15 protein-coding genes are annotated in these 19,892 nt (G+C 62.4%); 6 read left to right on the forward strand and 9 right to left on the reverse strand.

Annotation, left to right across the window (positions count from 1 at the left end):
* Positions 1-3 precede the first annotated feature (3 nt).
* Positions 4-1,704: a glutamine--tRNA ligase/YqeY domain fusion protein gene (locus G7025_RS20605; protein ID WP_181080940.1), complete on the reverse strand. Its 1,701-nt coding sequence runs from the start codon at positions 1,702-1,704 to the stop codon at positions 4-6.
* A 249-nt stretch (positions 1,705-1,953) separates the two neighbouring features.
* Here G7025_RS20605 and G7025_RS20610 point away from each other — a divergent pair, with 249 nt between their 5' ends.
* Both G7025_RS20610 and lpxH read left to right on the forward strand, forming a co-directional pair.
* Positions 1,954-2,457, forward strand: a complete 504-nt coding sequence (locus G7025_RS20610; protein ID WP_181080941.1) for a peptidylprolyl isomerase — start codon at positions 1,954-1,956, stop codon at positions 2,455-2,457.
* Positions 2,454-3,203 carry a UDP-2,3-diacylglucosamine diphosphatase gene (lpxH, locus tag G7025_RS20615; RefSeq protein WP_181080942.1) on the forward strand — a complete coding sequence of 250 codons (750 nt, stop codon included), beginning with the start codon at positions 2,454-2,456 and terminating at the stop codon, positions 3,201-3,203. Before G7025_RS20610 ends, lpxH begins: the two co-directional genes overlap by 4 nt.
* 94 nt (positions 3,204-3,297) lie before the next feature.
* Here lpxH and G7025_RS20620 read toward each other — a convergent pair whose 3' ends face one another.
* The 7 genes from G7025_RS20620 to G7025_RS20650 all read right to left on the reverse strand — a co-directional run bounded on the left by G7025_RS20620 (position 3,298) and on the right by G7025_RS20650 (position 14,300).
* Positions 3,298-4,827 carry a DHA2 family efflux MFS transporter permease subunit gene (locus G7025_RS20620; protein ID WP_253508296.1) on the reverse strand — a complete coding sequence of 510 codons (1,530 nt, stop codon included), beginning with the start codon at positions 4,825-4,827 and terminating at the stop codon, positions 3,298-3,300.
* Positions 4,827-6,029: an HlyD family secretion protein gene (locus G7025_RS20625; RefSeq protein ID WP_181080943.1), complete on the reverse strand. Its 1,203-nt coding sequence runs from the start codon at positions 6,027-6,029 to the stop codon at positions 4,827-4,829. The genes G7025_RS20620 and G7025_RS20625 overlap by 1 nt, the downstream gene beginning before the upstream one ends.
* A 15-nt stretch (positions 6,030-6,044) precedes the next feature.
* The gene (locus G7025_RS20630; protein WP_181080944.1) at positions 6,045-7,496 is read right to left on the reverse strand and encodes an efflux transporter outer membrane subunit; all 1,452 of its coding nucleotides are present in this window, start codon (positions 7,494-7,496) and stop codon (positions 6,045-6,047) included.
* Positions 7,493-7,966: a MarR family winged helix-turn-helix transcriptional regulator gene (locus G7025_RS20635; protein WP_181080945.1), complete on the reverse strand. Its 474-nt coding sequence runs from the start codon at positions 7,964-7,966 to the stop codon at positions 7,493-7,495. Before G7025_RS20635 ends, G7025_RS20630 begins: the two co-directional genes overlap by 4 nt.
* Positions 7,967-8,186: 220 nt before the next feature.
* Entirely contained in the window at positions 8,187-11,858 is a 3,672-nt protein-coding gene (locus G7025_RS20640; RefSeq protein WP_181080946.1) for a translocation/assembly module TamB domain-containing protein, read from the reverse strand.
* Positions 11,858-13,585 carry an autotransporter assembly complex protein TamA gene (locus G7025_RS20645; protein ID WP_181080947.1) on the reverse strand — a complete coding sequence of 576 codons (1,728 nt, stop codon included), beginning with the start codon at positions 13,583-13,585 and terminating at the stop codon, positions 11,858-11,860. Before G7025_RS20645 ends, G7025_RS20640 begins: the two co-directional genes overlap by 1 nt.
* Positions 13,586-13,649: 64 nt before the next feature.
* Positions 13,650-14,300: a GNAT family N-acetyltransferase gene (locus G7025_RS20650; RefSeq protein ID WP_181080948.1), complete on the reverse strand. Its 651-nt coding sequence runs from the start codon at positions 14,298-14,300 to the stop codon at positions 13,650-13,652.
* A 169-nt stretch (positions 14,301-14,469) separates the two neighbouring features.
* Here G7025_RS20650 and xthA point away from each other — a divergent pair, with 169 nt between their 5' ends.
* The gene (gene xthA / locus G7025_RS20655) at positions 14,470-15,282 is read left to right on the forward strand and encodes an exodeoxyribonuclease III (RefSeq protein WP_181080949.1); all 813 of its coding nucleotides are present in this window, start codon (positions 14,470-14,472) and stop codon (positions 15,280-15,282) included.
* A 103-nt stretch (positions 15,283-15,385) separates the two neighbouring features.
* Positions 15,386-16,720: a substrate-binding domain-containing protein gene (locus G7025_RS20660; protein WP_181080950.1), complete on the forward strand. Its 1,335-nt coding sequence runs from the start codon at positions 15,386-15,388 to the stop codon at positions 16,718-16,720.
* Between the two features lie 323 nt (positions 16,721-17,043).
* Here G7025_RS20660 and G7025_RS20665 read toward each other — a convergent pair whose 3' ends face one another.
* The gene (locus G7025_RS20665) at positions 17,044-18,273 is read right to left on the reverse strand and encodes an acyl-CoA dehydrogenase (protein WP_181080951.1); all 1,230 of its coding nucleotides are present in this window, start codon (positions 18,271-18,273) and stop codon (positions 17,044-17,046) included.
* A 151-nt stretch (positions 18,274-18,424) separates the two neighbouring features.
* On the opposite strand from G7025_RS20665, the gene G7025_RS20670 reads away from it, so the two are divergent.
* Together G7025_RS20670 and G7025_RS20675 are read left to right on the forward strand one after the other, a co-directional pair.
* Positions 18,425-19,360, forward strand: coding sequence for a LysR family transcriptional regulator (locus G7025_RS20670; protein WP_181080952.1), 936 nt, complete (start codon positions 18,425-18,427; stop codon positions 19,358-19,360).
* Positions 19,361-19,494: 134 nt separating this feature from the next.
* On the forward strand, positions 19,495-19,887 hold the full coding sequence (locus G7025_RS20675) for a MerR family transcriptional regulator (RefSeq protein WP_034098804.1): 393 nt from the start codon (positions 19,495-19,497) through the stop codon (positions 19,885-19,887).
* Positions 19,888-19,892: the final 5 nt, after the last annotated feature.

Here is a 19,892-nt window from a genome sequence, read left to right on the forward strand (position 1 = left end):
GAATCACTGGCCCCACGAATCACGCAGGGTCACGGTACGGTTGAATACCGGAGCACCAGGTTTCGAGTCCTTGATATCCGCGCAGAAGTAGCCTTCGCGCTCGAACTGGAAACGGTCTTCCGGCTGTGCGTCGCCAAGCGATGGCTCGGCACGACAACCAGTGAGTACTTGCAGGGAGTCAGGGTTGATGTTGTCGAGGAAACTGGCGCTGTCTTCGGCCTTCTCGGGATTCGGCGAGCGGAACAGACGGTCGTACAGACGCACTTCGCACTCGACGCTGGCGGCGGCCGGCACCCAGTGGATTACGCCCTTGACCTTGCGGCCTTCAGGGTTCTTGCCCAAGGTGTCCGGGTCGTACGAGCAGTGCAGTTCGACGATGTTGCCGTCGGCGTCCTTGATCGCTTCGTCGGCGCGGATCACATAACTGCCGCGCAGGCGCACTTCGCCGTTCGGCTCCAGGCGCTTATAGCCCTTTGGCGGTTCTTCCATGAAATCGTCACGGTCGATGTAGATTTCACGGGCGAACGGCAGCTTGCGCACGCCGAGCGCTTCGTTCTGCGGATGACGCGGCAATTCGAGATTGTCGACCTTGTCTTGCGGATAGTTGGTGATCACCACTTTCAACGGGCGCAGCACGCACATGGCGCGCGGCGCGTTCGCGTCGAGGTCCTGGCGGATGCTGAATTCGAGCATGCCGTAGTCCACCACGCCGTCGGAGCGGTTGGTGCCGACCATCTCGCAGAAATTGCGAATCGACGCCGGGGTATAGCCACGGCGGCGGAAGCCCGACAGCGTGGACATGCGCGGGTCATCCCAGCCATGTACGTGCTTTTCATCGACCAGTTGCTTGAGCTTGCGCTTGCTGGTGATGGTGTAGTTGAGGTTCAGGCGGCTGAATTCGTACTGGCGCGGCTGAGCCGGCACCGGCAGATTGCTCAGGAACCATTCGTACAATGGGCGATGGCTTTCGAACTCCAGGGTGCAGATGGAGTGGGTGATGCCTTCGATGGCGTCCGACTGGCCGTGGGTGAAGTCGTAGTTGGGGTAGATGCACCACTTGTCGCCGGTCTGGTGGTGATGGGCGTGGCGGATGCGGTACATGATCGGGTCGCGCAGGTTCATGTTCGGCGAGGCCATGTCGATCTTGGCGCGCAGCACACGGGCGCCGTCCGGGAACTCGCCGGCGCGCATGCGGGCGAACCAGTCGAGGTTCTCTTGCACCGAACGGTCGCGGAACGGGCTGTTCTTGCCCGGTTCGGTGAGCGTGCCACGGTATTCCTTGGCCTGTTCCGGGCTCAGGTCGTCGACGTAGGCCTTGCCGGCCTTGATCAACTCCACGGCCCAGTCGTGCAACTGGTCGAAGTACTGCGAGGCATAGCGCACTTCACCGGACCATTCGAAACCCAGCCACTTCACGTCGCTTTCGATGGCGTCGATGTATTCCTGGTCTTCCTTGGCCGGGTTGGTGTCGTCGAAACGCAGGTGGGTGACGCCGCCGAATTCCTGGGCCAGGCCGAAGTTTACGCAGATCGACTTGGCGTGACCGATGTGCAGGTAGCCGTTGGGCTCAGGCGGGAAACGGGTGACGATCTGCGTGTGCTTGCCCGAATCCAGGTCCGCCTGGATGATCGGGCGCAGGAAATTGACCGGGACGGCAGGTCCGGTCTTGGAATTCGAGGTAGGGTCGACAGTGGGCTTGCTCATAGGATCCTTGAACAGACAGGTTCGTGGCCGTTTGCGGCCAGATAAAACAAAGGGCTTATCATAGCCGAAGCGGTCAAGCCGCTGACAGAGCGTGGCCCAAAACTGCTGCATTTAATGCACGGGCGGTAAAAAACCACCTCGAAATTCCTGCCGGGCACGCTAAACTGCGCGCCTTGGCCGCCGTTTAGCCAGACAGGTCAGGCGCTCTGCGCGCCCAAACCCACGAATTCCCTGAAAAGAGTAGTGCACATGACTCAAGTCAAACTGACCACCAACCACGGTGACATTGTCATCGAGCTGAACGCCGAGAAAGCGCCGATCACCGTCGCCAACTTCATCGAATACGTTAAAGCCGGCCACTACGAAAACACGGTTTTCCACCGTGTCATCGGCAACTTCATGATCCAGGGCGGCGGTTTCGAGCCTGGCATGAAAGAAAAGAAAGACAAGCGCCCAAGCATCCAGAACGAAGCGGACAACGGCCTCTCCAACGACAAGTACACCGTCGCCATGGCCCGTACCATGGAGCCGCATTCGGCCTCCGCGCAGTTCTTCATCAACGTGGCCGACAACACCTTCCTCAACCACAGCGGCAAGAACGTGCAGGGCTGGGGCTACGCGGTATTCGGTAAAGTCACCGAAGGCCAGGACGTTGTCGACAAGATCAAAGGCGTGTCCACCACCTCCAAGGCCGGCCACCAGGACGTCCCTGCTGAAGACGTGATCGTCGAGAAAGCCGAGATCGTTGGGTGATATTGCTGATTTCAGATTTGCATCTGGAAGAGGAGCGCCCGGACATCACCCGGGCGTTTCTGGATCTGCTCCACGGCCGTGCCCGTGGTGCCCAGGCGTTGTACATTCTGGGGGACTTCTTCGAAGCCTGGATTGGCGACGATGGGATGACCGAATTCCAACGCTCGATCTGCGCGCACTTGCGCGAACTGAGCGACAGCGGCACCGCGATTTTCATCATGCACGGCAACCGCGATTTCCTGCTCGGCAAGGCCTTCTGCAAAGCCGCCGGCGCCACCCTGCTTAAAGACCCGAGCGTGGTGCATCTGCACGGTGAGCCCGTGCTGCTGATGCACGGCGACAGCCTGTGCACCCGCGACCTCGGCTATATGAAGCTGCGGCGCATCCTGCGTAACCCCATTGTGCTGTTTATCCTGCGCCACCTGCCCTTGGCCAGCCGCCACAAGCTGGCGCGCAAGCTGCGCAGCGAAAGCCGTGCGCAAACGCGCATGAAGGCCAACGACATTGTCGATGTCACTCCCGAGGAAGTACCCCGGGTGATGCAGCACTTCGGCGTGCACACGCTGGTCCACGGCCACACCCACCGCCCGGCGATCCACAAGCTGCAGATCGGCGACCAGGCTGCCCGGCGCATTGTGCTCGGGGATTGGGACAAGCAGGGCTGGGCGTTGCAGGTGGATGAGCAAGGGTTTCAACTGGCGGCGTTTGACTTCGTCAATCCGCAGCTGGCGTTGCCTGGCGCCTGATCCTCAAACACCGCTGATCCAATGTGAATACAGATCAAAATGTGGGAGGCGGCAAACTCCCTCCCACAATTGATTGCATTTCAGTCTTTGCCAATCAGTGGCCGGACGCTTCCGGCCCTGCCTTGGCACCAAACGGCGGCTTGGCCAGCCACACCAGCAGCATCAATGCCATGAACATCCAGCCCAGCAAAGTGAAGTAGTCCACGGTGGACATCATGTACGCCTGGCTGGTGAGGATGTGGTCCAGCTGCGTATAGGCCTTCTGCCCTGCTCCGCCCAACGCCTGCAAGGCATCGCGGGTGGCCGAGTCGTAGACGGTCATGTTTTCGCTCATGTACGCATGGTGCTGATCGGCGCGGCGGATCCAGATCCAGGTGGTCAACGAGGCAGCAAAGCTGCCGCCCAGGGTCCGCAGAAACGTCGCAAGACCGGCGCCGTCGGCGATCTGCTGCGGGGGCAGATCGGACATCAGGATGCTCAAGGTCGGCATGAAGAACAACGCCACGCCGATCCCCATAAACAGTTGCACCAGGGCGATATGGGTAAAGTCCACTTCATTGGTGAAGCCCGCGCGCATAAAGCAGCTCAAGCCAATTGCCAGGAACGCCAGCCCCGCCAGCAGGCGCAGGTCAAACTTGTGCGCGTACTTGCCCACGAACGGCGACATCAGCACCGGCAGAATACCGATCGGCGCCACCGCCAGACCGGCCCAGGTGGCGGTGTAGCCCATCTGGGTCTGCAACCACTGCGGCAGGATCAGGTTGATGCCGAAGAAACCGGCGTAGCCGAGGATCAACACGATGGTGCCGATGCGGAAGTTACGATAGGCAAACAACCGCAGGTTGACCACCGGGTGCTCGTCGGTCATTTCCCAGATCACGAACACCGCCAGGGCAATCGCCGAAATCGCCGCGCCGATAATGATGAAATTCGATTCGAACCAGTCCAGGTCATTGCCCTTGTCGAGGATGATCTGCAACGCGCCCACCCCCACGATCAAGCTGAGCAGCCCGACATAGTCCATGGGTTGGTAACTGGTGTGCACCGGACGTTTCTTCAATTGCGAGCGCACCACCATCACCGCAAAGATGCCGATGGGTACGTTGATAAAGAAGATCCACGGCCAGCTGTAACTGTCAGTGATCCAACCGCCGAGGATCGGCCCGGCAATCGGTGCCACCACCGTGACCATCGCCAGCAGCGCCAGGGCCATGCCGCGCTTGGCCGGCGGGTACACCGCGATCAGCAGCGTCTGGGTCATCGGGTACAACGGCCCGGCCACCAGGCCTTGCAGCACCCGAAACCCGATCAATTCGGGCATCGAGGTGGAAATCCCGCAGAGGAACGATGCCAGTACAAACAGCATGGTCGCCCATAGGAACAGCTTCACCTCACCAAAGCGCCGGCTCAACCAGCCGGTGAGCGGCAAGGCAATCGCGTTGCTCACCGCAAACGAGGTGATCACCCAGGTGCCCTGCTCCGAACTCACGCCCAGGTTGCCGGAGATAGTCGGCAACGCCACGTTGGCGATGGTGGTGTCGAGCACCTGCATAAAGGTCGCCAGCGACAGGCCAATGGTGGCCATCAGCAGGCTGGGCGGCGTGAACGAGGCTTCCTTGCTCATCAGCGTTGCGCAGCCTTGGGAGCGGCGACGCTGTTGGCATGGATCAATTGCGTGATCATGGCATCGGCCTCGGCCAGTTGCTGGTCATACACCGTGGTGGTGAACGACGCCTTCTGCGGCGGTTGTTGCGCCAGCACCGGGCCGCTCTGGTCATGCAGGTCGACGTTGACCACGGTGCTCAAGCCCACGCGCAGCGGGTGCTTGGCCAGCTCTTCGGCGTTGATATGGATACGCACCGGCACACGCTGCACGATCTTGATCCAGTTACCGGTAGCGTTCTGCGCCGGCAGCAAGGCGAATGCGCTGCCGGTGCCGGCGCCGAGGCTGTCGACGGTGCCGCTGTATTTAACGTCGCTGCCGTAGATGTCCGACTCAATGTCCACCGGCTGGCCGATGCGCATATCGCGCAGTTGGGTTTCCTTGAAGTTGGCGTCGATCCACAGCTGGTCCAGTGGGATCACCGCCATCAACGCCGTGCCTGGTTGCACGCGCTGGCCCAATTGCACGCTGCGCTTGGCCACGTAACCGGTGACCGGCGCGATCAAGGTGCTGCGCGCGTTGGTCAGGTAAGCCTGGCGCAGTTGCGCGGCGGCGGCCTGCACGTCGGGGTGCGAGCTGATGACCGTGTCGTCCACCAGGGCGTTGGTGGTTTTGAGTTGCTGCTCAAGGTTGGTCAGGGCGTTCTTAGCGGCGGTCAGGCTGTCGCGGGCGTGGGACAGTTCTTCCTGGGAAATCGCACCGCCCTGGGCCAGGGTCTTACGCCGGTTGTAGTTGTCCTGCGCAGTCTGCACGTCGGCTTTCTGCGCATTGACCTGAGCCTTCATGCCGTCGACGTTGCTGTACAAGCCGCGCACCTGGCGCACGGTGCGCGCCAGATTGGCCTGGGCACTTTGCAGGCCGACGGCGGCGTCGTTCGGGTCGAAATTGACCAGCACCTGACCGGCATGCACCAGGTCACCATCATCGGCGCCGATGCTCACCACGGTGCCGGTGACCAGCGGAGTGATTTCCACCACGTTGCCGTTCACGTAGGCATCGTCGGTGCTTTCATTGAAGCGCCCGTACAGTTCGTACCAGGCCCACACGCCGACCACGCCCAGGATGACGATCAGCGCGAGGCCGATCAGCATGACTTTGCGCTTGCGCGGGTTGCTGGTGGTGTTCGGTTGTGGTGTGGCGTTGGAGTGTTCGGCAGTGGCCATGACAAATACCTCGAATTATTCCGTGCGGGTGGCGGGGGTGGTCGACGCGACATTGCTGGCGCCGTAGCCGCCGCCCAGGGCCTGCATCAATTGGATCGACAGGGTGATCTGCCCGGCATTGAGGCTCGCCAGCTGACGCTGGGCCTGCAGCAGCTGCTGCTCGATGCTGAGTACATCCAGGTAGCTGCCGATGCCGGAGCCGTAGCGCTGGACCACGGTGTCGTAGGACTGCTGCGCAATGTCCGTAGCGTGTTGCTGGGCCTGGATCTGCCGGCCGGTGTCGCGCAGTTGGGACAAGGTGTTGCCGATATCGCCCAGAGCTTGCACCAGGGTTTTGTTGTATTGCGCCACGGCCAGGTCGTAGTCGGCGTCGCGGGCGTCGAGGTCGGCGCGCAGGCGGCCGCCGTCGAAGATCGGCAACGAGATCGTCGGCGCAATATTGAAGAAGCGACTGGCCGAGCCGAACATCGCATCGCCCAGCAACGACTCGGCGCCGGCGCTCGCGCTGAGATTGAGGTTGGGGTAGAAGCGGGTTTTGCTCGCATCGATGGTGCGACTCGCCGCCTCCACGCGCCAGCGCGCGGCAATCAGGTCGGGACGCCGGCCCAACAGCTCGGCGGGCAGCACCGCAGGCGCCGCCACGGCGGCTGGCTTGAGCACGGCCGGGCGTGCCAGTTCGCCGCCACGGTCCGGGCCTTTACCGAGCAACACTGCCAGAGCGATCCTGGCGCTCTGCAGTTGTTTCTGCGCATCGATCAACTGCGACTCGGAACTCGCCGCCAGGCTTTCGGTTTGCTGGTACTGGTAGTGGCTGTCGATGCCCGAATCCAGGCGGCGCTGGCTCAGTTCGAGCATTTGCCGGGTGCGCTTGAGGTCTTCTTCGGCCAGGTCACGCACGATATGCGCCTGGCCCAGATCGCTGTAGGCCTTGGCCACATCGGCGGCCAGGGTCAGGCGCGCAGCCTGTTGATCGACCTGGGCGGCACGCGCCTGGCCCAATGCGGCCTCCCAGGCGGCGCGCTGGCCACCCCAGAGGTCGAAGGTGTAATTGAAGCTGGCGCCGATGTTGCGCACCGTCGAGTAGGCATCGCCCTGCCCGCGCGGGTCCTGGTCCTTGGCCAGGCGCGAACGGCTCACACCGGCGCTGGCATCCAGGGTGGGCATGCGCGCGGCGTCGGCGGCGTAGGCAGCGGCTTCGGCCTGGTGCACGCGGGCGCTGGCCACCTGCATATCCGGGCTGTTTTGCAGGGCTTCGTTGATCAGGCCGTCGAGCTGCGGGTCGCCGAGGCTTTTCCACCAGTCGGCGCTCGGCCAGGCAGCGCTGGAGAGCGTTACCCCGCTCAGGGACTTGTCGGTGTGCAGGGTGTTGGCGTCAAGGCGCCGGCCCTGGGTGTCAAGGCCGCTGTAGTTGGCGCAACCGGCCATGCTCATGGCCACGAGTACCAGGCAAAGGGCGCGTGTGTTCATGCTTTACCTACCCGCTGCAGGGTGATGGGGTCGCCTGCCGCTATCAGAATTTTCTTGAGGATGCGTTCCAGGGTTTCCAGCTCGCCCGGTTCGAGCACACCGGCCAGCTGATTCAGCGCAGCGGCGCCGATGTGCGGCAGCATGTCCGCCAAGCGCTGGCCATCGGCGGTGAGGACCAGTTGCACCTGGCGCCGGTCCTGTTCGGAACGCTGCCGGCACAGCAAGCCCTTCTGCTCCAGCCGATCGAGCATGCGCGTCATTGAGCCGCTGTCCAGGGACAGGTTGCGACACAGCTCCGCCGGCGTATCGACGCCGAACTGGGCCATGATGATCAACACCTTGAACTGTGCGGCGGTGATGCCGTGGGGTTCCATATGGGTGTCGATGATGCGGTCCTTGAGGAGCGCGGCGCGGCCCAGCAGCAGGCCGAGGTGGCAGTTGTGGAAGTTGTCCGGGGTGAAGTGCGGCATTGGAAGTCACCTTATTACTGCCTAGGCAGTGAATGTGTGACGAGATATTACTGCCTAGGCAGCGAAAGTCAAATGGAATAATTAGCTTGCTTGGTAGTTTGGCGATGGGTGGGTGAAGACAGACTTAATGTGGGAGTGGGCTTGCTGTGGCAAGCCCGCTCACCACAAAAAAACCGCTCACCACAGCAAGCTCCCTCCTACATTTCTATCCCCGTTGGGTTTAGAAATCGCGCTTGTAGAAGATATCCAGGGAGCTGGCCACGCCACTGGCCACTTCCAGGTAGACCTTTTTGCTCAGCAGGTAGCGCAAGGCGATAGTGTTGGCCGGTTCGAATACCCCAACCCCATAGCGCAGGCTGAGTTTTTCGGTGATTTTGCCGCTGGCGACCACAGCGGTGTTGTTGCCGCTGCCCTGGGTGTCGAGGTCGAAATCGCGAATGCCGAGCTTGTTAGCGATGTCCGACGTCACCCCGGCGCTGCCCATCAGGCCCAGACCCAGGGCAGCCTGGGCGAGCATGTTGTTGTCTTCGCCGGTAGTGCTTAACGGGCGCCCCAGCACCAGGTAGGACAGCGCCTGTTCCTGGCTCATCGCCGGTTCCGAAAAGATTTGCGTGGTGGGCTGCTCGGCGCTGCCGCTCAGGCGAATACCGGCGGTCACGTCGTCGGTCTTGCGGATCGCTTCGATGTCCAGGTACGGCTGGTCCAGCGGCCCGGCGAACAGCAGGCGCGCACGGCGCACGTCAAGCTTCTGCCCATAGGCGCGGTAGCGGCCGTCGTTGAGCCACAGCTCGCCACGGGTGTCGAGGTTGTCGCCGATGTGCACCTGACCCTGGACCTTGGCGGTCAGGCCGAAACCGGAAAAATTCAGCCGGTCTTCACCCACCACCACGTCGATATCCATGGCCATGGCCATCGGTGGCTTGCCCTCTTCGGTCTGGCTGCCGATGATCACCGTGTCATCCGACACCTTGACGGTCGATGGCGGCAATTCGCGCACGGTGATGTCGCCACGCGGGATGCGCACCTTGCCGGCAACGGCCAACCTGTCGTTCTTGAGGCTGATTTTCAGGTCGGGCGCCACTTCCAGCTCGGCGTAGGGTTCCACCGTGACGGGCAGTTGCGTGCCCTGCAGTTGCAGGTCCATCGCCAAGGCCTGGCCCCAATCGACCTGCCCCTTGAGGCTGCCCTGCCCGGCTTTGCCGCTGCGCCAGCCGCCGTTCAGTTGCACACTTTCACCGGCAATCAACGCCTGCACATTCAGCCCTTCGAGACTGATGGGCAGTTCCGGCCCGGACACTTCGCCGCCCACCAGGTTAACGCTGCCGTTGACCTGCGGCGCCAGCAGGCCGCCGCTGATGCGGCCGTTGCCGTTGAGCTTGCCGCTGAGTTTTTCCACCATCGGCACGAACGGCCGCGCCACGGCCAGGTCCAGCCCCATCAGGCTGAAATTGCCAGTGATCGGTTTGTTTTTCGGCAATGGGTTGATCTGCGCCTGCAGCAGCAATTCGCCGAGCTGGCCGCCGCGGAAATTCAGCTGCGTATCGATGCGCCGAGGGTTGAGGGTGGTTTCCAGCTTGAGGGTCTCATAGGGAAAGTCCAACCACTGGGCCTTGTCCTTGACGCGCAAGGTGCCACCGCTGGCATCCACCGACACGATGCCCTTGGGGCCGCTGGCGGGCAGGTCCAGTTGCAGGTCGGCATTGAGGCGACCTTGCCAGGCGAAATCCTTGGGCAAAAACGCCGCCAGGCTGTCGATGGGGAACTGCTTGAGGTGATAACGCAACTTCGGTTCGGGCATCAGACGCTGGTCTTCGCCGCACAGGCTCGACGCACCGGAGACCCAGCAGTGCGCCGCAAATGTCAGTCGGCCATCGGCCAGGCGTTCGATCCTGGCCGGAGCCTGCAGCCGCCAGTCCTGGCCGCCGGCCTGCACATCGCCGCTGGCCAGGCGCCCGCGCCAGTTGCCCTGGTCAAGATTGCCGTCCAGCGCCAAGGCCAGTTTGACCAACGGGCCGGCCAGGTCGAGCTGGACCTTTTGCTGCCGGATATCGCCCTGGGCGCTGGCGGTGAGCGTGCCGACCTGGGTGTCACCGCTCTGGAGGCCGCTGCCCTTGAGGTCGATCTTTGCGCGTTGGGCGTTATCCAGCGTGGCGTCGAGGCTGAGGGTTTGCAGGCGGTTGTCGGCAAACGCCAGTTGCTGGCCCTTGAGCCCAAGCTTGCCCTGAGGCGCCTTGAGCGTGCCGGCCACGTCGAGCCGGCCGTTGATCTGACCGCGCAGCTGTGGCCACAACTGGGCCAGGCGTGTGAGTTTGATATCGATCTGCCCGGCCAGGCGCTGCTGCAGGCTGCCGCTGCCCTGGATGCGGTTGTCGCCCAGGCGCAGGTCGAGGTTGGCGAGGGTCCATTGCTCGCCGGCGCCGTCGGCCTTGGCCGCCAGCACGGCGGTCTGCCCGCGCAGGCGGCCCTTGAGGTCAAGGTCGGCGTTGAGTTTGAGTTGTTCGTTCTTGAATTCGCCCTTGCTGCGCAGCGGTCCGGCCAGAGTGCCGGGCAACTCCGCCACCCAGTACGCCGGGTTCAGCGCCGACAGGTCCAACGCGGTGTCCCACGCAATGCCGTCGGCGAATTGCAGGTTCAGGTGACCTTCGGCCTTGCCCTGACCGGCGCTCAGTTTCAGCTCCGGCAGGAACACTTGCGTAAGGTCGCCGCTGAACGGCGTGACCACCGAGAACGAGCCGGCCGGGCCATCGAGGTTGGCCGTGAGGTTACCGAGGTAGTTGCCGTCTTTATAGGCAATCTCGCCGTTGAAGGTACGCAACGCCACTTGGGGCTCGTCGATCAGCGGGTACAGGCGATGCCACGGGAAATCCAGCCAGGCGATTTTGGCATCGGCGCTGAAGCCTTGCTGCCAGTCCAGGTTGGCGCTGAGTTTCAGGCTTTGTTTGTCGCCGGCATTCACGTCCAGGCCGGTGATCTGCGCGCCTTTGGCGTCTACCTTGCCTTGCAGCAGCAGGTCCACCGGGCCTTTTTCCGCCGGCAACACGGCCTTGCCTTGCAGTTGGTAGCCACGGCTCAGGTCGCCCTTGGCGGTAAGGTCCAGTTGATTGAGTTGCAGGGTGTCGGGCAAATCAGCGCTGGGCTTGAAGCCATCGGCGGTGATGCGCAGTTGGGCGGGCAGGTTTTCCGCCAGCGGTTGCAGTTCGCCGCTGAGTTTGGCCGGCAGGTAGCCGCTGCTGTCGGCGTCGAGTTTGAGGGTCTTGAGCAGGTCGCCGTCGATCTTCAGCGCCACCGTCCACGGCGCGCCGCCGGGTGCGTAAGGCAGGCTCAGATTGCCGCTGGCGGTCAACGGCCAATCGCCGCTGGGCTGCAACAGGCCGCTCAGGTCCAGCACCAGGTCGTCGCGCCGCAGGTGCACGGCGTCGATCTGCATCCCCGCCGCGGTCCAGTGCGCCGCCAGTTGCAGGCCCTTGAGTTCCTCGCTGCCGTTGAACAACAGACGACCGACACGGACGTCGCCCAACTGCAGGGCCACCGGCAATTTCAAGTCCGGCAGTTGAATCGGTCCGCTGCTCTCGTCGCCACTGGGGGGAAATTGCAGGCTGACCTGCTCCACATCCAGTTGATCGATGCACAAGGTCATGCGCAGCAGACAGGCCGGCGACCACGCTAACGTCGGTGCCTGGAGTTCGACGCGGCTGCTGTCCTGCTGCCAGAGCAGATGGTCGGCGCGCCATTGGCCGCCCAGGTGGCCGTGGAAATTCTCCACGCTCAACCCCGGCACACGCGCCAACGCCCAACGGCTGCCGGCCTGGGTGCCGAGTATCGCCCAGCCGGTCAGCACTGCCACGGTGAGGACGGCCATCACGGCCAGCCCGGCTATTTTCACACCTCGCATCACAACTCAGGCCCCATGGAAAAGTGCAATCGAATGCCGCCCGGGTCTTCCAGAGCATGGGCCAGGTCCAGGCGAATCGGGCCGACCGGCGAGACCCAGCGCACACCGACGCCGACGCCGGTCTTCAGGCTCGGCAGCTCCAGATCATTAAAGGAGTTGCCCTGGTCGATGAAGGTCGCGATCCGCCATTTTTCGGCGATGGAATATTGGTACTCGGCACTCAGCGCCACCATGTAGCGCCCACCGATGCGATCTCCCCGGTCGTTTTCGGGGGACAGGGTCTGGTACTCATAGCCGCGCACACTCTGGTCGCCACCGGCAAAGAAACGCAACGACGGCGGCACCGACTGGTAACCATTGGTGGCGCTGCCGCCCACTTGGGCGCGGGCGAGAAACCGGTGGTTGTCCCACAGGGTGGTCAAGCCTTTGACCATGGCCGTGCCATACAGGAGGTTGGTGTCCGACCCCAACCCCTCCTTGGCCACCTTGGCGTCGAATTGCAGGCGGTAGCCGTGGTGCGGGTCAATACGATTGTCGCTGCGCAGGTAGGAATAGCTGACGCCTGGCATCAGCAGGTTGCTCAGGCCCGAGTCGTTGCCCAGGCGATATTCCTCGCGTTGCCACTTGAGCGAGATCACCCGTGTCCAACCGCTGGGCAACTTGCTGTGCCACTCCGGCCCGAGGGTGAGCAATTTACTCAGGGTGTCGGTGTTGGCGATTTCTTCGTTCTGATAGCCGCCGGCAAAGCGCAATTTGTCGGTGAGCGGCGGGTCCATGGGAATGTCGTACCAAAGGCCGACGTTCTGCCGCGGTGCCGACAGCTCGGCTTCCCAGCCATAGCTATGGCCCTGGGGGTTGACCCAGTGTCGCGTCCAGTTGGCTTTGCCGCGCGGTCCAACGTCGGTGGAGTAACCCAGGCCCAGGCCCAGGGTGCGCGGTTTACGTGTATCCAGCTGCACGGCGACCGGGATCACATCATGGGTCGAGGCGGCGGGTGCGGCGTCCACCCGCACACCTTCAAAAAAACCACTGGCCTGCAGGTTCTGGTTGAGCTCAGCGATAAGTTCGGAGTCGTAGGGGTCGCCGCTTTTGAACGGCACCATGCGGTGCAGCAGGTCCTCGTCAAATGGCGTATCGCCAGCAAAGCTGACTTTACCCAGGGTGTAGCGCGGGCCGCTGTCGTAGACCAGTTCGATATCGGCGACGCCGGCCTGCGGGTCCACCGCAAGTTTCTGCCGGGTAAAGCGCCCGCTGAAAAAACCGTAGCGCGAGGCCTGGTTCTGGATCAGGCGCTTGGCGTCTTCGTAATGGCCGTGGTTGAGCACGGCGCCGGACTTGAGATCGTCACCGGCGGGCACGCGAAACGCTTTGAGGCTGGCCGCCGGGCCATCGACCCGAATCGTCACATCACGCAGGTGCACCGGTTCGCCGGGATCGACATTAAGGATCAGGCGCGGGCTCTTGCCGCCTTTCACATCGCTGTCGATGCGCGGTTGGTAGTAGCCCAGTGCCTGGGCGGCCTTGCGCGCCTGCTCCTCGGCGCCACGGCTGAACCGCAGCAGCGCCTCTTCATCGCGATCGCCCACGCCGCCGATATAGCCTTCGATATTGGCTTTCAGCGCGTCGTTGGCGGGTTTGATGCGCACGTCCAATTCGCTTTGCGCCAATGCGCCGCAGCTTGTGAACAGCAGAATCAAGCTGCTGGTGAATCTTCCTGGAAACTTCATAGGCGCGGATGCTACACGAGCTGGCAAGGAACGTAGAACTCGGAAGATTCTGAAAAAATCTGCATTACGCCGTGGCAGCCTGCAGGACCTGCGGGCTGGGGTGGAAAAAAATATGCTCAAGGACAGGTCCTACAGCGACCTCGCCGATTTCCTCATAGCCCTGGCGCTTATAGAACTCCAGGTAGCGCGAGTTGCCCGTGTCGAGCACCACGCCCGAAGAATGCGGGTCCTCGGCGCACCAGTTGTGCACCGCCTGCAACAATTGCTCACCGTAATGTTTGCCCTGGAACTGTGGATGAATCCCCAGCAATGGCAGCACATGCACCGATTCGCTCGGCAGGCACGCCAGCACGGCATGGTGATAATCCAGGTAACGCCGCGTGCCACGCACGCCAGTGCTCAGCCACATGCGCAATTGCCAGGCCCAGCTCTCGGTGATGCCCAGGCGCCGTTGCGGCGGTGCGATCAGTGCAATGCCGATCAGGCGGTCATCGACAAACAGGCCGATGGCGGGAAGTTTCTGAAAGAAATGCTGCTTGACCAGCTCACGCACGGTGGCGCGCACCCGCTGTTCATAGCCGGGACGTTCGGCCTCGAAGATGTAGGCAAACGTCGGTTCGTGGCGGTAAGCCTGGTACAACAGGGAGCGGGCTTCGCGGGAATAGCCGCTGTTGAGCACGCGGACGTCGGCGATGGCAGTCGAAGTGTCAGGCATACAGTCAATCTCTCTGGGCGCCACTCAAAAGATGGCGTTCTTATGGGTACGAACCTACACGGCACCAGTCGTTCCCAGACATTAGCAGTGCATCTGTCCTACCGCCACGCTGGCCCCCGTCTGACTTGTCGGCTAGCATCGCCCTTTTGCCAGAACCGGACCGCCGAGCATGAAAATCGTCTCCTTCAATATCAACGGGCTGCGGGCTCGCCCTCATCAGCTGGCGGCGCTGATTGAAAAACATCAACCGGACGTGATCGGCCTGCAGGAAACCAAGGTTCACGACGACCAGTTCCCTCTCGCTGAAGTGCAAGCCCTGGGCTATCACGTGTATTACCACGGCCAGAAAGGCCACTACGGCGTGGCCCTGCTCTCGCGCCAGGAAGCATTGAGCGTGCACAAAGGCTTTGCCAGCGATGAAGAAGACGCCCAGCGCCGCTTTATCTGGGGCACCTTCGCCGATGAGAACGGCCACCCGGTCACGATCATGAACGGCTACTTCCCCCAAGGCGAAAGCCGCGACCATCCCACCAAGTTTCCGGCCAAGCAGCGCTTCTATGAAGACCTGCAGCAGTTGCTGGAAAGCCAGTTCAGCAACGACCAGGCGCTGGTGGTGATGGGCGACGTGAATATCTCGCCGCAAGACTGCGACATCGGCATCGGCGCCGACAACGCCAAGCGTTGGCTCAAGACCGGCAAATGCAGCTTCCTGCCGGAAGAACGCGAGTGGATGGAGCGCCTTAAAAGCTGGGGCCTGGTGGACAGTTTCCGGCACCTTTACCCGGACGTGACCGACCGTTTCAGCTGGTTCGACTACCGCAGCCGTGGGTTTGAAGATGAGCCCAAGCGCGGGCTGCGCATCGACGTGATCATGGCCTCTACCGGCCTGGTGCCACGGGTCAAGGATGCGGGCGTGGATTACGACCTGCGCGGTTTGGAAAAACCGTCGGACCATGCGCCGATCTGGCTTGAATTGAGCTGACCGGCAGTCTGGCTCGGTTAAATGAGGCGGCCTGTCAGTCATATTGATGCAACCTGACTGACTTAATCTCGCGGCACTCCCTTTGGCTTGAGAAGGTGCCGGCATGATGCTGCGCGTTCTGTTCCTGTTGTGTTGCGTATCCTCCCTCACCGCCATGGCCGCTCCCCTGCCCGTTCCCGATCAGGGCCCGGCCTTGCGCATCCAGGGTTCCAACACCATCGGCGCGGCGCTGGGCCCGGCGCTGGTCAAGGGGTTGATGACCCAACAGGGTTTGCAAGGCCTCCACAGCGAGCCCAGCGACGGCACCAATGAACAGCGGGTGGTCGGCCAGACGCGCCAGGGTAAAACGGTGACCATCGAGGTCGCCGCCCATGGTTCCAGCACCGGTTTCGCCGCTCTCAAAACAGGCCGCGCCGACCTGGCTGCCTCGTCCCGCCCCATCAAGGACAGCGAACTGGTGGACCTCGAACCCGTGGGCGACCTGAAAAGCCCCGAGGCCGAGCAGGTGATTGCCATCGACGGCCTGGCCATTATCCTTAACCCGCGCAACCCGCTGAACACCTTGAACACCTGGCAACTGGCGCAGATCTTCAACGGCGAAGTCAGCACCTGGGACGCGTTGGGCGGTGTCGGCGGGCCGATTCATGTGTATGCGCGGGATGATCAGTCAGGCACCTACGACACCTTCAAGGAGCTGGTGCTGCGCCTGCGCGGTAAACCGTTGGTGGCGAGCGCCCAGCGTTTCGAGTCCAGCGAGCAGTTGTCCGACGCGGTCAGCCGCGACCCCCAGGGCATTGGCTTTATCGGCCTGCCCTACGTGCGTCAGGCCAAGGCGGTGGCGATTGTCGACGGCGACTCGCAACCGATGCTGCCGTTGAACAGCCTGATCGCCACCGAGGATTACCCGCTGTCGCGTCGTTTGTTCTTTTACCTGCCGCCATCGAACCGCAACCCATGGGCCGAGGCGCTGGTGGACTTTACCCAGAGCGCCAAAGGCCAGGCGATCGTGGCCGCCAACGGCTTTATCGCGCAGCAGGTGCAGGCCATGGCCGTGACACCGCGCCCGTCGATGCCCGACGATTACCAGGCGATTGCCCGCGATGCCCAACGCCTGAGTGTGAATTTTCGCTTCGAAGAAGGCAGCGCCAGCCTCGACAACAAGGCGCGCCAGGACCTGCAACGGGTAGTGGCGTACCTGAAGAGTCACGACAAGCTGAATAAACAGGTGACGTTGGTGGGCTTCGGCGATGCCAAGAACGACCCGCAACGGGCAGCGTTGCTGTCCAAGCTGCGTGCCATGGCGGTGCGGCGGGAGTTGGTACGCAACGGTGTAGTGCTGCGCGATATTCGAGGGTTCGGTGCGCAGATGCCGGTGGCGGCGAATACGGCGGACGAGGGACGGATCAAGAATCGACGGGTGGAGGTGTGGGTGTATTGAGGCTTGGGTGTTGTGTAGTTGGCAATGGCCTCATCGGGGGCAAGCCCCCTCCCACACTGACTGGAGGAATCCGATCAACTGTGGGAGGGGGCTTGCCCCCGATGCAGGCGCCACAGGCTTACTGCCCGCCGCGCATCAACTTCAAAGATCGTTCCCACGCTCCCGCGTGGGCATGCAGCCCGTGACGCTCCGCGTCGCCTGTGCGCAGCCGCCTAGACTTGCGGCGGCTGGCGGGACGCAGAGCGTCCCAGGAGGCATTTCCACGCAGAGCGTGGGAACGATCATTGTGGAAGGGGCTTGCCCCCGATGCAGGCGCCACAGGCTTACTGCCCGCCGCGCATCAGCTCTTTAGGCACATACTTACCGATCTCGAACTTGCCGATCGCCGCGCGGTGCACTTCGTCCGGGCCGTCGGCCAGGCGCAGGGTACGTTGCATGGCGTACATGTAGGCCAGCGGGAAGTCGTTGGACACCCCGGCGCCGCCGTGGATCTGGATCGCACGGTCGATCACCTTCAGGGCCACGTTCGGCGCCACTACTTTGATCTGGGCGATTTCGCTTTTCGCCACTTTGTTACCCACGGTGTCCATCATGTAAGCCGCCTTCAGGGTCAGCAGGCGCGCCATGTCGATTTCCATGCGTGAGTCGGCGATTTTGTCGATATTGCCGCCAAGGCGTGCCAAAGGCTTGCCGAACGCGGTGCGGCTGACGGAGCGCTTGCACATCAGTTCCAGCGCGCGCTCGGCCATGCCGATCGAGCGCATGCAGTGGTGGATACGGCCAGGGCCGAGCCGACCCTGGGCAATCTCGAAGCCACGCCCTTCACCCAACAACACGTTTTCATAAGGTACGCGCACGTTGTCGAACAGCACTTCGGCATGGCCGTGGGGCGCGTCGTCGTAACCGAACACCGGCAGCGGGCGGAGGATTTTCACCCCTGGGGTGTCCACCGGTACGAGGATCATCGAGTGCTGCTGGTGACGCGGCGCGTCGGGGTTGCTCAGGCCCATAAAGATCAGGATCTTGCAGCGTGGATCGCAGGCGCCGGAGGTCCACCATTTCTTGCCGTTGATCACCCACTCGTCGCCCTGGCGTTCGGCGCGGGCGGCCATGTTGGTGGCGTCCGAGGAAGCCACATCCGGTTCGGTCATGGCGAATGCCGAGCGGATCTCGCCGCGCAGCAACGGCTCAAGCCAGCGCTGCTTCTGCTCTTGATTGGCGTAGCGCACCAGCACTTCCATATTGCCGGTATCCGGTGCCGAGCAGTTGAACGGCTCCGGCCCCAGCAGCGAACGGCCCATGATTTCCGCCAGGGGCGCATATTCGAGGTTGGTCAGGCCAGCGCCCAGTTCGGACTCGGGCAAGAACAAATTCCACAGGCCCTCGGCTTTAGCCTTGGCTTTGAGTTCTTCCATGATCGCGGTGGGCTGCCAGCGGTCGCCTTCGCTGACCTGGCGTTCAAACACCGGCTCGGCCGGGTAAACGTAAGCGTCCATGAACGCAGTGACGCGTTCACGCAGTTCCTGAACCTTGGGCGAATAGGCGAAATCCATGAGCAGCTCCCTTCTTTGAGAGGTTGTTTAGGTCATGCAATCGATGCTAGAACAGCGTTGATAATTTACCTAGCCTATTCTCGGCGTGTATTAACATTCATCACCGATATATGATCGGCGTATGAACACCTAACAATAAGAGCGCAACGAAATGAATCTGAGCAAGGTCGACCTCAACCTCTTCATCGTCTTTGACGCGATCTACACCGAAGCCAACCTGACCCGCGCCGGGCAGATTGTCGGCATCACCCAACCGGCGGTGTCCAACGCTCTGGCCCGCCTGCGCGAGACCTTCAACGACCCGCTGTTCGTGCGCACCGCCCAAGGCATGGTGCCCACGCCGATGGCGCAGAACATCATCGGCCCGGTGCGCAATGCGCTGTCGCTGCTGCGGGTGTCGGTGCAGGAAAGCCGCATCTTCAACCCGCAACAGGCGGCCAAAACCTATCGCATCAGCATGACCGACCTCACCGAAGCGGTGATCCTCCCGCCGCTGTTCCAGCGCCTGCGGCGTCTGGCACCGACGGTGGTGATCGAGAGTTTCCTGTCCAAGCGCCGCGAAACCACCAAGGAACTGGCCGCCGGGCGCCTGGACTTTGCCGTGGACGCACCGCTCAACACCGACCCGCAGGTGCGTCACGTCAAACTGATGGAAGACCGCTACGTGTGCGCCATGCGCAAGGGCCATCCAATGGCGGGCAAGGAAAAACTGACCCTGGACGACTACTTGTCACTGACCCATATCCACATCTCCAGCCGCCGCAACGGCCTGGGCCATGTCGACCTGGCGCTGGGCAAGATGGGCATCCAACGCAAGATCGCCCTGCGCTCCCAGCATTACTTGATGGCCTCGCAAGTGCTGCAGCAGACCGACATGGTGATGACCGTGCCCGAACGCTTCGCCCGACGCCATGAACTGCACTGGTTCAACTTGCCGGTCAACGATGTGCCGCCAGTGGAAACCCATTTGTACTGGCACGAAAGCACCGACCAGGACCCGGCCAACCGCTGGATGCGCGAGCAAATGATCGAGCTGTGCCAGCAGGTCACGGCCCACGAAAAGAAACTCGACAAACAACAAGCCTAGGCCCTCCTCTTGTGCAATGGACTACACAGAGGCCCTTGTGGGAGGGGGCTTGCCCCCGATGGTCCGCGCAGCGGACCTTGACGTTCACGTCAACCTGCCTTTAGCTTAGCGCCAGGATTTTCTTGAGCGCCGCCATGAGCACCACCTACAGCATCTCCGACCTCGCCCGCGAGCTCGACATCACCACCCGCGCCATCCGCTTTTATGAAGAACAGGGCCTGCTCGCCCCGGAGCGGCGTGGCCAGGAACGCATCTACAGCGCACGGGACAAAGTCAGCCTCAAGCTGATCCTGCGCGGCAAGCGCATCGGCTTTTCCCTGGCCGAGTGCCGCGAGTTGATCGAACTCTACGATCCGAGCAGCGGTAACCACATCCAACTCAACAGCATGCTGGCCAAGATCGCCGAGCGCCGTGAGCAGTTGGAACAGCAGTTACTGGATATCGAACAGATGAAGCTGGAACTGGACACCGCCGAAGAGCGCTGCACCCAGGCCCTGGCTCAAACCATGCGCCAGGCCGGCGATTAATCAAA

It is taken from the genome of Pseudomonas lurida (genome assembly GCF_013522705.1).
GTDB lineage: Bacteria > Pseudomonadota > Gammaproteobacteria > Pseudomonadales > Pseudomonadaceae > Aquipseudomonas > Aquipseudomonas quebecensis.

Excerpts from the sequence above, each read along its gene's own strand:
- G7025_RS20605 (WP_181080940.1), bottom strand. The coding sequence starts at position 1,704 with ATGAGCAAGCCCACTGTCGACCCTACCTCGAATTCCAAGACCGGACCT.
- G7025_RS20610 (WP_181080941.1), top strand. The coding sequence starts at position 1,954 with ATGACTCAAGTCAAACTGACCACCAACCACGGTGACATTGTCATCGAG.
- G7025_RS20620 (WP_253508296.1), bottom strand. The coding sequence starts at position 4,827 with ATGAGCAAGGAAGCCTCGTTCACGCCGCCCAGCCTGCTGATGGCCACC.
- G7025_RS20625 (WP_181080943.1), bottom strand. The coding sequence starts at position 6,029 with ATGGCCACTGCCGAACACTCCAACGCCACACCACAACCGAACACCACC.
- G7025_RS20630 (WP_181080944.1), bottom strand. The coding sequence starts at position 7,496 with ATGAACACACGCGCCCTTTGCCTGGTACTCGTGGCCATGAGCATGGCC.
- G7025_RS20635 (WP_181080945.1), bottom strand. The coding sequence starts at position 7,966 with ATGCCGCACTTCACCCCGGACAACTTCCACAACTGCCACCTCGGCCTG.
- G7025_RS20640 (WP_181080946.1), bottom strand. The coding sequence starts at position 11,858 with ATGCGAGGTGTGAAAATAGCCGGGCTGGCCGTGATGGCCGTCCTCACC.
- G7025_RS20645 (WP_181080947.1), bottom strand. The coding sequence starts at position 13,585 with ATGAAGTTTCCAGGAAGATTCACCAGCAGCTTGATTCTGCTGTTCACA.
- G7025_RS20650 (WP_181080948.1), bottom strand. The coding sequence starts at position 14,300 with ATGCCTGACACTTCGACTGCCATCGCCGACGTCCGCGTGCTCAACAGC.
- xthA (WP_181080949.1), top strand. The coding sequence starts at position 14,470 with ATGAAAATCGTCTCCTTCAATATCAACGGGCTGCGGGCTCGCCCTCAT.
- G7025_RS20660 (WP_181080950.1), top strand. The coding sequence starts at position 15,386 with ATGATGCTGCGCGTTCTGTTCCTGTTGTGTTGCGTATCCTCCCTCACC.
- G7025_RS20665 (WP_181080951.1), bottom strand. The coding sequence starts at position 18,273 with ATGGATTTCGCCTATTCGCCCAAGGTTCAGGAACTGCGTGAACGCGTC.
- G7025_RS20670 (WP_181080952.1), top strand. The coding sequence starts at position 18,425 with ATGAATCTGAGCAAGGTCGACCTCAACCTCTTCATCGTCTTTGACGCG.
- G7025_RS20675 (WP_034098804.1), top strand. The coding sequence starts at position 19,495 with ATGAGCACCACCTACAGCATCTCCGACCTCGCCCGCGAGCTCGACATC.